This window comes from Ruegeria sp. BJ3, assembly GCF_056535665.1.
This window is the reverse complement of sequence record NZ_JBQFIT010000001.1, coordinates 2226598-2239029: the sequence shown is the minus strand read 5'-3', so window position 1 is coordinate 2239029 and position 12432 is coordinate 2226598. Positions and strand designations below refer to the sequence as shown.

Here is a 12432-nt window from a genome sequence, read left to right as displayed (position 1 = left end):
GAGTCTGGTTAACAAACCCTTTCCAAATCTTCGAACCGGGGCCTGATCATGCCGATCTCTGCCGAATTCGCCGAAACTCTGGCCTTGAAAGCGCTTGGGTGGCTTGTTGGGAACGATGAATTGTTGCCTGTTTTCCTTGGTTCGACCGGCGCGTCGACGGATGACCTGAGGGACCGCGCCACAGAGCCCGAGTTTCTTGCTTCGGTGCTGGAATTTCTGATGCTTGACGATTCGTGGGTGTTGGCCTTTTGTGACGCAAACGCTGTCCCCTACGATCAACCGGCCCAGGCCCGAAGCGTCCTGTCAGGCGGCGCGGATGTTCATTGGACCTGAACGGGTCCGCGCAGGAGCAAGAATGCATGTCGATTGATGCGCTGGTTTTTGACAAGGACGGAACCCTGTTTGATTTCGCCGCCACGTGGGGGGCGTTCGGCAAGGCGGTGCTGCTGCGTCTGAGCGAGGGCGACAATGCGCGTGCGTCCGTGCTTGGAAAGAGCATTGGCTTTGACTTCGCGACAGAGACCTATTCCGAGGACAGTATCGTGATCGCTGGCACCGTCGACGAGGTCGCAGGCGCCTTGTTCCCAGACCTTGACGGCTGGTCCCGCGAGGATCTGGTTCAGACCTTGAATGCGGCTTCTGCCCATGCGCCTCAGGTCGAGGCCGTTGCGCTTGAACCGTTTCTGCAATCCTTGAAAGACGCCGGCAAGAAGCTGGGTGTTGCGACCAATGACGGCGAGATGCCGGCGAAACGGCACCTGGCCTCGGTCGGAATCGAGACCTATTTCGATTTCATTGCGGGGTATGACAGTGGCCACGGGTTCAAGCCTGGGCCCGGCCAGTTGTTGGCTTTTGCCCAACATGTTGGCGTCGCACCGGAGCGGATCGCCATGGTCGGCGACAGTCTGCACGATCTGGAGGCCGGTCGCGCCGCCGGCATGACCACGATCGGTGTTCTGACCGGACTGGCCAGGGTTGAGGATCTTGCACCGATGGCAGATGTCGTTCTTCCCGATATCAGCCACATCCCCGGCTGGCTGAACCTTCGTTAAAGCGCCTTGCCTGAAAATCGGCGGTTCATGAGTTGAAACCGACCTTGGCTGTCGCAGACAGAGCGGCCAGAGGCCGGACTTCGGGTCTTGTTTGAGAGTAACAAACGCCGGAGGAACAGATGGCCGACACGAATACTCGCAAGCGCAGGGGTGGTGGACGCGCAGGCGCTGCAGCGCGCCGAGGTGCGGCAGTCATCGACCAGATGCCTTGGAATCCGCCGATCAACATCGACCGGCCAACCGAACCGTTGGGCCCGGAGGGCGTCGAAGCCATTCATGACGGTGCCATGCGTATTCTCGAGGAAATCGGCATCGAGTTCTACAACCAAGAAGCCTTGGAGATCCTGCGTGAAGCTGGATGTATCATCAATGGCGACAACGTGCGCATGGGCCGTGACTTCGTCATGGAAATGGTCGCCAAGGCGCCTTCGACCTTTACAATCACGCCGCGCAACCCGAACCACACGATCGAGATCGGCGGCAAGACGATGTTGTTCGGAAATGTCTCGTCACCGCCGAACTACTGGGACATGGAGATCGGCAAGAAGGTACCCGGCAACCGTGAAATGTGCCGGAACCTGTTGAAGCTGACGCAGTATTTCAACTGCATCCATTTTGCCGGGGGCTACCCGGTCGAGCCGGTTGACCTGCACGCCAGCGTCCGGCACCTGGATGTCCTATATGACAAGCTGACGCTGACGGACAAGGCGATGCATGCCTATTCGCTGGGCAAAGAGCGCGTCGAGGATGTCATGGAAATGGTGCGCATCGCAGGCGGTCTCAGCCACGAGGAATTCGAGGCGTCACCGCGCATGTACACCAACATCAACTCGACCTCGCCTCTGAAACACGACCACCCGATGATCGACGGGTGCCTGCGTCTGGCCCGGCGGGGGCAGGCGATCGTCGTCACGCCTTTCACGTTGGCGGGGGCGATGGCCCCGGTTACGATGTCTGGGGCAGTTGCGCAGTCGCTGGCCGAGGCGCTGTGTGCGATTGCCTTGTTCCAGTACGTCCGGCCCGGCATCCCCTGTGTCATCGGGACATTCACCTCGAATGTCGACATGAAGTCCGGTGCGCCCGCGTTTGGCACGCCTGAATACATCCGGTCGACCCAGATGACCGGCCAGATGGCGCGGTTCTATGGGCTGCCCTTGCGCTCGTCCGGTGTCTGCGCGGCCAATGTGCCGGACGGCCAGGCCGTCTGGGAGACGTCGAATTCACTCTGGGCGGCGGTGCAGTCGGGGACCAATATGGTCTATCACGCAGCCGGATGGCTGGAGGGCGGTCTGATCGCGAGTCCGGAGAAGTTCATCATGGACTGCGAGATATTGCAGCAAATTCAAAGGTATATGCAGCCTGAGATCTGCGCCACAGGCCCAGACGAAATCGCACTGGAAGCCATCCGCGCGGTCGGGAACGATGGGCACTTCTTTGGCATCCAACACACCCAGGATCGCTATACCACCGCGTTCTATCAACCCTTCCTGAGCGATTGGAAAAACTACGAGGGTTGGGAAGTCGCGGGTGGGATCTGGACAGCCGAACGGGCGCATCTGATGTTCAAGGAGATCATCAACAGTTTTGAGGCTCCGCCGATGGATGAAGGCGTCCGAGAGGAACTGGCTGACTTCGTCGCACGGCGCAAAGCCGAAGGGGGCGCGCCGACCGATTTCTGACACCGCCCCACTGGGCAGGCAGCCGGAACGGCAGGATGTCTCAGTCTGGGATTTTGGTTAATTTTCCCCATCTTGAACTTCCGCATTTGGCCTTTGTTAAGATCTTTGAGGTGGGATCGGGCATGAAACCTTTTTGAGGGCATTCATGCACGGATTGATCAACAAGGCAGTTCAATCGTTTGTATGCGCGACGTATGGGCGTGAGCGCTGGCTTCGGGCGACCGAGGCCGCTGAACTTGGGTTCGCCGAGTTCGAAGCGATGCTCGTATACGACCGGGAAAAGTCATATCGCCTGCTGGACGTGGTCTGCGATCAACTGAACCGTTCGCGGGACGAGTTCCTCGAGGATCTTGGAACCTATCTGGTCTCACACCCCAACATGGAAGGGTTGCGGCGCCTTCTGCGCTTTGGCGGTGTCACCTATGTCGAGTTTCTGCAGTCTTTGGATGATCTGGCCGATCGGGTCAAACTGGCGGTCTCTGACCTTGAGTTGCCTGCCCTGGAACTGCAGGAGCGCTCGCCCACCGAATTCGAACTGCACTGCCATCCCGGGCTGGATGGGTATGCCAATGTCATGATCGGGATCTTGCGAGCAATGGCGGACGACTATGGCGCGCTCGTGATTCTGAGGCATGCCGGGCAGAGGGGCGGGGTGGACGTCATCTCGATGGTTCTGGTCGAAAGCGCCTTTGCCGAGGGTCGTCACTTTGATCTGGGGGCGCGGAACTGATGATGGATCTGGATCAACTGGGCAGGATGTTGGAGACGTTGTGCCCGATGTTCACCTTGGTGGATCAGGATGGGCGTATCCTTCAGGTCGGGCCGACACTGCAAAAACTGCGCCCCGACCAGCCGTTGGTTGGCAGCGAATTTCTGGAAATATTTGAACTGGTAAGGCCCAGAACCGTGACGACTATGCCGGCGTTGATGGCGACGGCAGGTACCAAGCTTCATCTCAAGCTTCACGATGAACCGCGCACAGCATTGAAGGGTTTGGTGGCGCCGCTGCCTGACGATGCAGGCGCGGTTATCAACCTGTCCTTCGGGATCTCGATCCTGGACGCCGTACGGGACTATGCCCTGACAAGCGCGGATTTCTCGGGAACCGATCTCGCGATTGAATTGCTCTACCTAGTCGAGGCCAAGTCTGCAGCGATGGAGGCTTCGAGGTCGTTGAACCTGCGGCTTCAGGGGGCAATGCTTGCGGCCGAGGAACAGGCCTATACCGATACTCTAACCGGCCTCAAGAACCGGCGCGCGATGGACCATATCCTCGAGCATTTGGTTTCAACGAAATCCACTTTTGCGTTGATGCATCTGGATTTGGATTTCTTCAAAGCCGTGAACGACGAATTGGGACATGCCGCGGGCGACTATGTCCTGTCCCAGGCCGCACGGATCATGCTGGAAGAAACCCGCAGCGACGATACGGTCGCCCGGATCGGCGGCGATGAATTTGTTCTGATATTCAAAAGCCTGTCGAGCAGGGCTCAACTTGAACGGATCGCCAATCGCCTGATTGGCCGCCTTCAGAAACCAATGGTTTTCGAGGGCGAGACCTGCGCGATTTCGGCGAGCATCGGGACCGCCCTAACGTCACAGTTCCTGTCCCCGAAACCGGCTGAGATTCTGCACGCGGCGGATTTGGCCCTGTACGAGGCCAAGCGAAACGGTCGGTCTTGCCATCGCTTCTATTCCGAAGAGGCGCCGGCACCGGAGTAGCCCGGTGCGTCGATAGGCTGGCTGCTTGGCTAATCAGCGAAAGCCCCGTCCAATGTCCGCGCGACATGCGACTGGATTTCATCCAACTCGCCGACCACAGGCAGCACCGGGCCGCGAAATGCGGCCTTACCCAGCTCGGCGGGAATATCATCCAACACGTGGCCCCCGGTGCAGGCAAAAAACGGCAGGCAGGTCGCATGGTCCCCGGTCATTTTCGCAGCGTCACTGATCGATGGGGCTTCTTCGACAAATCCGCAGCGGATTGATTTCAGTGATATCAACCCGGCCAAACGGTCAGCGAATTCGTGGGTGACGGCTGCCGGGTTGCGGCTGCGGCCTGAGCCGTGTGCGGCAATCAGCAGATCCGTCGACGTGGTGCTCCAACCTTGCTCGTCGATCAAAGGTCGCAGGGCGCGCGCCACCAGGTTGGGTAGCTGCGGGTCAACGCCCAGCGGGTCGAGTTGCCGTACTGCACGCCCTTCAAGGCGTTTGGGAAGCGCAGAAGTCACAAACCACCCTTTCGCCATAAACAACGGATAAATCGCGCTGCCGTCCGGAATGTCATCAAGGACTTTTTCCAATGCACCTGGCGCGGCGAGGGTCGCCGATCTGACTGTGACTCTATCCGTCAGTTGATCGATCCGAGTGGCCAGTTTGGCCAGGGATGCCTCGGCCGGGTCTGGGTCGGAGGGTTGGCCATGCGCTACGATGACAGCAGTCGGCATGCTTGGGCTTCCTTATTCTGTTTCGGGATAGGTGTGGCGCCCTCCCGCAAAGTCAATTCGTCTTTACCCGAGCAACGTCAACCACATCCATACCGTAAGAATGGACACGCCTGTGCCGATCAATACCGAAGAGGCGGCAACTCGTTTGGCCCGGCCGTACATATTGGCGAAGATGTAGGCGTTGAAACCGGGCGCCATCGCCGCGTTCAGAACGCCCGAGCGGAAAAGATCTTGCGGCAGGGCGGTCGCTGTACCGAACAACCAAACCAGGCTTGGATGCAGAACAAGTGAAACGCAGCAAACATAGCCGATTGTCCGCAGGTCGCCTTCGGGCTTGTACTTGACCAGAACTCCTCCCAGGGCGAATAGGGCACCGGGCAGTGCTGCGCGGGTCACCAGGCTCAGGGCCTCGTCTGCCACAGCCGGAATACCGACACCCGTGAGATTGACGATGAAGCCCAGAGCAATACCCAGGATCAGCGCGTTCTTGAACATTGCCGAAAGCACCGACCGGGCCATGCGCATACCGCCATTGCCTCGGTTGCGGATGACCTCCATCACGGTAATACCGACGCAGTAGCAGAACGGCGAGTGGAACGCGATGATCGCATAGTTTCCGGTCAGGTTGTCGGGACCATAGGCGCGTTCGGTGATTGGCAGGCCCAGCAGGACCGAGTTCGAAAACAGGCAGCAGAACCCGATCGCGACGCAATCTTCCCATTCGCGCTTGAATATCAGGCGAGCGCCGAAAGCCCCCGCAAGGAAACACAGAGCTGCGGCGGTATAGAAACTGCCCAGAAGGCGCGGGTCAAAGCTGGCGCTCAGGTCCAGATGGGCGATGGCCAGAAACAGCAGGCAGGGGATTGCGAACCCCTGCGTGAACTTCATCAGCCCGTCGATATGCACTTCTTTGAAGTAACCCGTCAGCGTCGAGACATAGCCGGCCCCAATCACAAGAAAAACCGGAAGGATGACGTCGATCAGGCTTTGCAACATGTCACGACCTCAATCCAGGCAGTTCGGTCAGAGCTGGGGGAAGCGCGTGCAATCCGATGTCCTACAATGGTTGCCGGATCACCAAGCCGTCATAGGCAGGCTCGACATAGTCCGGGGTCTCGGCATCGACGGCTGCATAGTCCAGATCGATGTGCATATTGGTCAGAACCGCCCGAGCCGGCTTTAGCTGTTCGATCCAGCCAAGGGTCTTTTCCAGGTGGGCATGGGTCGGATGCGGGTTCCGGCGCAGCGCGTCAATCACGAGGCAGTCCAATCCCTGAAGCTCGGGCCAGGCATCATCGTAGATTTCCGCAACATCAGGCAGATAGGCCAGGTTGTTCATACGAAAACCAAGCGCATCGATCGATCCGTGGTTCACCTTGAACGGGCGAAACGGGATTGATCCTCCCGGACCGTCTATCTCGAACGGGCCGTCAATAGTCTTCAGGTCGAGGATCGGTGGATAGGGCGAGCCTTCGGGTTGAATGAACGCGTAGCCGAACCGCCCCAGCAATGCGTTTTGCGTGTCGCCATCCGCCCAAACGGGTACCCGCGCGCGCATGTTGAAAACGATCATGCGCAGGTCATCGATGCCGTGGACATGATCGGCATGCGAGTGTGTGTAGACAACGGCGTCGAGGCGTCCGGTTCCGGTGTCCAGCAGTTGGCTGCGCATGTCCGGGGTCGTGTCGATCAATACCGAGGTCGTGCCGTCCGGCCCGTCCCGTTCAACCAGCATCGAGCATCGGCGGCGGATATTGCGCGGATTTTGCGGGTCACAATCTCCCCAATGCCCACCCAACCGGGGGACGCCGCCAGAGGAGCCACAGCCCAGGATGGTGAACCGCAGCATGCTCATGCGGCAACCGGGTAGGCGGCCGCCTTCGCAAACAGTCGATCAAAGTTCTCCTGGGTCTGCGCTGCAAAGTCCGGGTAGTCCATGCCAAACAGCTCGGCGCCGACCCGGGCGGTGAAAGCGGTATAGCCGGGCTCGTTCCGCTTGCCCCGGTGGGGCGGCGGGGCCAGATATGGTGCGTCGGTTTCTACCAGAATTCGATCGACAGGCGCTGCCGCAAAGATATCCCTCAGCTCTTGGCTTTTTGGAAAGGCCGCGATGCCGGACATGGAGAGGTAGAACCCCAAATCCAACGCCGCCCGTGCCAGTTCGGCCGAGGACGAGAAGCAATGCATCACACAGGAGTAAGGTGCGTTCCGAAACTCGTCTTGCAGGATTGTCACCATGTCCTCGTCGGCTGCACGGGCGTGAATGATCAGCGGCAAGCCTGTACTTTGGGCGGCCTGAATGTGAACCCGCAACGAGCGTTTTTGGATTTCGGCGCTGTCGGCGGTGTAGTGATAGTCCAGCCCGGTTTCGCCGATGCCGACAAATTTTGCATGTCGGGACAATGCGACGAGTTCATCGACGCTTGCCAGTGGCTCTTCGGACGCGCTCATGGGGTGGGTGCCGGCAGCGTAGAAAACCGGGGCATATGTTTCGGCGATCGCGCGCACGGTCGGCTCATTGCGCAGACGTGTGCAGATCGTCACCATCCGTGTCACGCCCACTTCGGCCGCACGAGCGATGATTGCGTCCAGCTGGCCCTCGAAATCCGGGAAATCCAGATGGCAATGGCTGTCAGTGATTGCGGGAGGTTGGGGCGTGTCGCTCATCTGCTCGGACCGGCGGTTTCCTGAATCTTGAACACCGTATCTAGGACGACGGCGACAGGGTCAAGGTTCACCGCCTGCCCGTGCCGTGCACGGGCCGTGATGATGGATGCGGCCTCGGCCCAGCCCAAGGCTTGGGGGCGCGAGGATGACAGGCGCAATAGCACTTCGGACTCGTTTGGCGCAGCTTCTGGCTGCGGAGGCGCGCCGGTCGCACCTGTCAGAGCAAGGCGAGACAGAGCGATGTCAATCAGATTCAAAAGCAGGTCATAGCGCTCGGCTGCTCCGCGCTGCGCGGCCGCTTCGGCCAAAGCCAGCGCGCGCTGGCGGTCGAGGCGGGGCAGGGTGCCCAGTATCTGGATCAGCTCGGCATAGATCTCCATCCCGCCCAGATTGATCAGCCTTACCGCGTCGCCTACGGAACCGGCGGCCAAAGCCGCGAGGTGATCGGATTGCGGAGGCAACTCGGCGCCGGTCTGTGCCAGCGCCGATTTCATATCCTCCGGCGACAGCGGTGACAGGCGCAGGGTGCGGCACCGCGAGCGGATCGTCGGCAACAGCCGTGACGGCTGATGCGAAACCAGAAGCAGTGTCGTGCGGGCAGGAGGCTCTTCGAGCATTTTCAACAACGCGTTTGCGGCGCTGACATTCATTTCGTCCGCCGCATCCACGATAACCACGCGGCGCCCTCCGTCCGCTGAACTGAGGCCGAAGAAGCGCCCCAGTTTTCGGATGTCATCGACAACGATCTCGTTGCGCAGGCGGCCCTGATCATTCAAGGATCTGGTGATCGCGGCCAGACCGGGTTCGGCCCCGGCCAGCATCCTTGCTGCAACCGGGTGGTCCGGCGCGATGTCGAGTGTTGTCGGAGCCTCGGGCGCACCGAACAGCCCGTCATCCTGTTGCGGCGGCGTGGCAAGCAGAAACCGCGCGATGCGCCATGCCAGGGTCGCTTTGCCCACGCCACGAGGGCCGGTCAGAAGCCACGCGTGATGCAGCCGGTCAGATGCAAAGGCGGTCAGGAAGGCTTGCTCGGCCGCATCCTGTCCAACCAGCTTGCGTGTTTCGCGCGGGTGAAGCGCGCCGGGCGCCTGGTCCGGTGTGGGTGTGTCGTCGCTCATTCGTGAATTACCGCAGAACCTTCAGGACGGTTTCTCTCACATCCACGGCCACGCTGTCCACGTCGCGATTGCCATCGATCACACGGAACCGGTCTTTGAACTCGTCCGCCAGCGCAAGGAAACCCGAGCGCATACGTTTTTGAAGGGCCGGGCCAAAATCCTCGAACCGTTCTTCGGTGCCTTGCCTACCCTTGGCGCGGGAGAGCCCGATTTCCGGATCCATATCGATCAGCAAGGTCAGATCGGGCTCGCGGCCGATCATCAGGCCGTGGAGTTGGTCCACCAGCGCGCGCAGATCTCCGCGCGACAGGCCCTGATACATTCGGGTGCTGTCGGCGAACCTATCGCAAATCACGATCTTACCCGCATTCAAGGCCGGTTCGATCGTGCGCTCCAAATGATCGCGTCGTGCGGCCGTGAACAGAAGAATTTCGGTTTCCGCCGACCACCTGTCGGGGTCGCCTTCGAGGACCAGTCGGCGAATTTCCTCGGCCCCGGGCGAACCGCCCGGCTCGCGCGTCAGAACAACGTCATGTCCGGCCGCCTCGAGGCTTTCTGCCAGCCTGCGGGCCTGCGTGGACTTGCCCGAACCGTCGATCCCCTCGAATGTCAGGAATAGACCGCGCGGGCTCACATCGACTCCAGTGGGGTATTGATCATGTCTTTCAGGACGATGCCGCCCACGGTCATCAGCCGCACCAAAAACCCGCCCATCGCCACATCCTCGGCTGCGACAAGGGGGCGCCGGATTTCGGGCAAACCTTCGGGTTGTATCACAAGTTCGGCCAGTTGTTGGCCCTTGACGATCGGAGCGTTGATCGGGCCTTGATACACGACTTCGGCCTGCACGTTCTGATCGCCCAGAACGGGGAACAGAAGGGTGAGGTCACCGTCGGGCACAAGCCCAACCGTCTTTTGCGCGCCCATCCACACTTTGGCCTGTGCTATCGGCGTCTCGGCGTTGGCAACTGTCCTCTCGATAAAATTTCGAAACGACCAGTTGACCACGGCCTCAGCCTCCTCTGCCCGGCGAGAGATGCTGTCGAGCCCGGAAAGAACGAAGACCACCCGGCGATCGCCTTGCTTGGCCGAACCGACAAGGCCATAGCCCGCCTCTTGCGTGTGGCCGGTCTTCAGGCCATCGGCACCGATATCCAGTTTCAGCAGCGGATTGCGGTTGTTCACGTTCGACGGGGCACGGCCGTCGAATTCGAAGGTTTCCTCGGCAAACAGCGGATAGTATTCGGGAAAATCGGTGATCAGCCTGTCGGCCAGCACGGCCAGATCATGCACCGACATCATGTGACCTGCAGCAGGCCAGCCGTTCGAGTTGGTGAAGTTCGAGTGGTTCATGCCCATCTGCCTGGCGCGTTGGGTCATGTAGCGCGCAAAGCCGGCCTCGGTGCCGTCCGGGCTGAGCGCTTCGGCGATCACAACACAGGCGTCATTGCCGGACAGGACGATGATGCCGCGCAGCAGGTCCTCGACCCGGACCCGGTCCTGCGTGTTCAGGAACATGGTCGAGCCGCCATAGCTCATGGCGTGTTCCGAGACCGGAAGCGTTTCATCCAGCGTCAGTCGACCGTCGCGCAGGGCTTCGAATGCCACGTAGAGCGTCATCAGCTTGGACATCGATGCCGGTGGAAGCGGTTCATCGGCATTCTTCGACAACAGCACAGTGCCTGTCGTCTGGTCGATCACATAAGCCGCGCGCGCGGACGTGTCGAAGGCGTGAACCGGCAGGGCAAGCAGGGCAAGGCCCGCGGCCAGAACAGCCGATTTGAGTGAGGTCAGCATTGGACCCTCCTGTTCAGTTCTTCACGATAAAGGCATCGGTAAAGCCCAGGTCTTTCATATCTCCGAGGATCGCTTTGCGTTCGGTGCGCGTCGTGGCAGGGCCGACCAGTACACGCCAGACCGACTTGCCCGCAGACTCCAGTTCCAGAACTTCGGCCGCCAATCCGTTCGTGCGGACCTTTTCGGCGGCGGCTTTCGCGTTCGCTTCAACTCCGAACGTTCCAATCTGAACATAAGGTTTGGTCAGGTTCGACGATGCGGCTGTGGCACTGGCCGCCGCAGCCGGCGTCGGCTCGGATGCGTCAATGGCGGCCGCGGCACCTGCGATCGGGTCCAGCGGCGTCTCGGTAATTTCATTGGGATCTTTCTTCTGCCACCACTTGCGTTTCTTCGGGGCGGGCGGCGGTGCGACGACCGGATCCGTCAATGCAGCGGTCGCGGACGCATCTGCCGCTTCCTCAATCGCGGGCGCAGTTTCGTCGGCCGCGGCGCTTGCGGCCGCTCCGGCCGCGGCAGCACCGGCGACCATGGCACCGGTGTTTTCAGGTGTCTTTTTCTGCCACCATTTCCGCTTGGCCGGCTTTTCTTCGACCTTTTCGTCGGGCCCGGCCGTTGTGATTTCTTCGGCTGTGGTTGCTTCGGCGGCGTCTGCAGTTTCTTCGGTCGGGGCTGCTTCGGGTTCCGGTGCAGGCTCCGGCTCGATCGTTTCGCGACGGAGTGCAACCACCTGCAGACGGGCAGGAGCGCCGGCAAGCATTCCCAGTTTTTCAGCCGCTGCCGAGGACACCTGAAGGGCTGGCCCGGGCAGGTTTCGTTCCCGGCGGAACAAGGCGCCCGTCACGGTCTTGTTGTTGCTTGTGTTCTTGATGGCGACCCGCTCGGGCTGAGATGCGCTGGGGTGCGCCACCCAGATGCCACCCAACGAGGGACGCCCATCCCATAGCCCGGCCTCGGTCACTTCGAAGACGTCCGGCGCTTCAATATCGCGCTGAGAGCCGCTGGCGACTTCGGGGAACAGTTCCGTGGTGTTGCTTTGGGTCTGCCCATCGTCACTGGCTGCCTTAGAGGAAGACTTGCCTGTGTTCAAAGCTTCGTCGCATCCCGTCAGCGCAGTCAATGCAACAACCAGCACCGCCAACGGCCGCGGTCCAAAGCGTGTCTCTGTCGCTCGCTTCATATTGTGTTATCCCTTGCCTGTAGGGCCTTTGCGTGGCTGGCCCCAACCGCGGTTCGACCGGTTCTTTTGCCGGCCTCCTGCAGTCCTTGCGCAAATCATAACCTGCGGGTTGTTTCAAGGAAAGACCGCGGGTCCGGCTTCGGCAAGAAATCCCTCTTTTGGACTTGCCACCAACCGATGTTCGTCCTAGACCGCTGCCTGCGCCGGGGAGGTGGCAGAGTGGTCGAATGCGGCGGTCTTGAAAACCGTTGGGCGTGAGAGCGTCCCCAGGGTTCGAATCCCTGTCTCCCCGCCACCCATTCCCGTCTCACTCTATTGATACTTTCTGCCCCGGATTTCTGCCGCGACATCAGCGGTTTACCATACCCGTTTTCTATCAGAGACGATCTAGCAAGCACAACTAGGCCACGGTTCTAACGCCAGTCTCAGTTCCGTATTTTCGCGGGGTCGCTTTGGGCGGATTTTCCCTGATAACAGGGAGTTTACAGCGAATTT

13 protein-coding genes and 1 tRNA gene are annotated in these 12432 nt (G+C 60.3%); 6 read left to right on the top strand and 8 right to left on the bottom strand.

Translation table 11 applies throughout. The annotated features are described in order from the left end of the window. The first annotated feature begins 48 nt into the window (after positions 1-48). From ACR3EL_RS11220 to ACR3EL_RS11200, 5 genes are all read left to right on the top strand, one after another. Complete coding sequence (locus tag ACR3EL_RS11220) at positions 49-333, top strand: DUF3572 domain-containing protein (protein WP_093964931.1); 285 nt, start codon at positions 49-51, stop codon at positions 331-333. 26 nt (positions 334-359) lie between these two features. After that, a complete protein-coding gene (locus ACR3EL_RS11215) occupies positions 360-1052 on the top strand; it encodes an HAD family hydrolase (RefSeq protein ID WP_170340425.1) in 693 nt (230 codons plus the stop codon). 119 nt (positions 1053-1171) lie between these two features. Continuing rightward, entirely contained in the window at positions 1172-2731 is a 1560-nt protein-coding gene (locus ACR3EL_RS11210) for a trimethylamine methyltransferase family protein (protein ID WP_480721612.1), read from the top strand. A gap of 145 nt (positions 2732-2876) precedes the next feature. Then, positions 2877-3461, top strand: a complete 585-nt coding sequence (locus tag ACR3EL_RS11205) for a heme NO-binding domain-containing protein (RefSeq protein ID WP_480721610.1) — start codon at positions 2877-2879, stop codon at positions 3459-3461. Beyond that, positions 3461-4453, top strand: a complete 993-nt coding sequence (locus tag ACR3EL_RS11200; protein ID WP_480721608.1) for a diguanylate cyclase domain-containing protein — start codon at positions 3461-3463, stop codon at positions 4451-4453. Before ACR3EL_RS11205 ends, ACR3EL_RS11200 begins: the two co-directional genes overlap by 1 nt. Before the next feature lie 29 nt (positions 4454-4482). Here the strand turns inward: ACR3EL_RS11200 and ACR3EL_RS11195 are convergent, their stop codons facing one another. The 8 genes from ACR3EL_RS11195 to ACR3EL_RS11160 all read right to left on the bottom strand — a co-directional run bounded on the left by ACR3EL_RS11195 (position 4483) and on the right by ACR3EL_RS11160 (position 11937). After that, complete coding sequence (locus ACR3EL_RS11195) at positions 4483-5178, bottom strand: CbiX/SirB N-terminal domain-containing protein (RefSeq protein WP_480721606.1); 696 nt, start codon at positions 5176-5178, stop codon at positions 4483-4485. Positions 5179-5241: 63 nt separating this feature from the next. Further along, the gene (locus ACR3EL_RS11190) at positions 5242-6174 is read right to left on the bottom strand and encodes an AEC family transporter (RefSeq protein ID WP_170340433.1); all 933 of its coding nucleotides are present in this window, start codon (positions 6172-6174) and stop codon (positions 5242-5244) included. Positions 6175-6235: 61 nt separating this feature from the next. After that, positions 6236-7033, bottom strand: a complete 798-nt coding sequence (locus ACR3EL_RS11185; protein ID WP_480721603.1) for an MBL fold metallo-hydrolase — start codon at positions 7031-7033, stop codon at positions 6236-6238. Beyond that, positions 7030-7845 (bottom strand): TatD family hydrolase, encoded by an 816-nt coding sequence (locus ACR3EL_RS11180; protein WP_480721602.1) that lies wholly within the window; start codon positions 7843-7845, stop codon positions 7030-7032. Before ACR3EL_RS11180 ends, ACR3EL_RS11185 begins: the two co-directional genes overlap by 4 nt. Further along, positions 7842-8963 carry a DNA polymerase III subunit delta' gene (locus ACR3EL_RS11175; protein ID WP_480721600.1) on the bottom strand — a complete coding sequence of 374 codons (1122 nt, stop codon included), beginning with the start codon at positions 8961-8963 and terminating at the stop codon, positions 7842-7844. Before ACR3EL_RS11175 ends, ACR3EL_RS11180 begins: the two co-directional genes overlap by 4 nt. A gap of 7 nt (positions 8964-8970) precedes the next feature. Next, entirely contained in the window at positions 8971-9597 is a 627-nt protein-coding gene (gene tmk, locus ACR3EL_RS11170; RefSeq protein WP_170341058.1) for a dTMP kinase, read from the bottom strand. Further along, positions 9594-10760 carry a D-alanyl-D-alanine carboxypeptidase family protein gene (locus tag ACR3EL_RS11165; RefSeq protein ID WP_480721598.1) on the bottom strand — a complete coding sequence of 389 codons (1167 nt, stop codon included), beginning with the start codon at positions 10758-10760 and terminating at the stop codon, positions 9594-9596. Before ACR3EL_RS11165 ends, tmk begins: the two co-directional genes overlap by 4 nt. A 13-nt stretch (positions 10761-10773) precedes the next feature. Beyond that, positions 10774-11937: an SPOR domain-containing protein gene (locus ACR3EL_RS11160; protein ID WP_480721596.1), complete on the bottom strand. Its 1164-nt coding sequence runs from the start codon at positions 11935-11937 to the stop codon at positions 10774-10776. A gap of 205 nt (positions 11938-12142) precedes the next feature. Here ACR3EL_RS11160 and ACR3EL_RS11155 point away from each other — a divergent pair. Beyond that, positions 12143-12232 (top strand) — tRNA-Ser (locus tag ACR3EL_RS11155). Positions 12233-12432: the final 200 nt, after the last annotated feature.

Excerpts from the sequence above, each read along its gene's own strand:
- ACR3EL_RS11220 (WP_093964931.1), top strand. The coding sequence starts at position 49 with ATGCCGATCTCTGCCGAATTCGCCGAAACTCTGGCCTTGAAAGCGCTT.
- ACR3EL_RS11215 (WP_170340425.1), top strand. The coding sequence starts at position 360 with ATGTCGATTGATGCGCTGGTTTTTGACAAGGACGGAACCCTGTTTGAT.
- ACR3EL_RS11210 (WP_480721612.1), top strand. The coding sequence starts at position 1,172 with ATGGCCGACACGAATACTCGCAAGCGCAGGGGTGGTGGACGCGCAGGC.
- ACR3EL_RS11205 (WP_480721610.1), top strand. The coding sequence starts at position 2,877 with ATGCACGGATTGATCAACAAGGCAGTTCAATCGTTTGTATGCGCGACG.
- ACR3EL_RS11200 (WP_480721608.1), top strand. The coding sequence starts at position 3,461 with ATGATGGATCTGGATCAACTGGGCAGGATGTTGGAGACGTTGTGCCCG.
- ACR3EL_RS11195 (WP_480721606.1), bottom strand. The coding sequence starts at position 5,178 with ATGCCGACTGCTGTCATCGTAGCGCATGGCCAACCCTCCGACCCAGAC.
- ACR3EL_RS11190 (WP_170340433.1), bottom strand. The coding sequence starts at position 6,174 with ATGTTGCAAAGCCTGATCGACGTCATCCTTCCGGTTTTTCTTGTGATT.
- ACR3EL_RS11185 (WP_480721603.1), bottom strand. The coding sequence starts at position 7,033 with ATGAGCATGCTGCGGTTCACCATCCTGGGCTGTGGCTCCTCTGGCGGC.
- ACR3EL_RS11180 (WP_480721602.1), bottom strand. The coding sequence starts at position 7,845 with ATGAGCGACACGCCCCAACCTCCCGCAATCACTGACAGCCATTGCCAT.
- ACR3EL_RS11175 (WP_480721600.1), bottom strand. The coding sequence starts at position 8,963 with ATGAGCGACGACACACCCACACCGGACCAGGCGCCCGGCGCGCTTCAC.
- ACR3EL_RS11165 (WP_480721598.1), bottom strand. The coding sequence starts at position 10,760 with ATGCTGACCTCACTCAAATCGGCTGTTCTGGCCGCGGGCCTTGCCCTG.
- ACR3EL_RS11160 (WP_480721596.1), bottom strand. The coding sequence starts at position 11,937 with ATGAAGCGAGCGACAGAGACACGCTTTGGACCGCGGCCGTTGGCGGTG.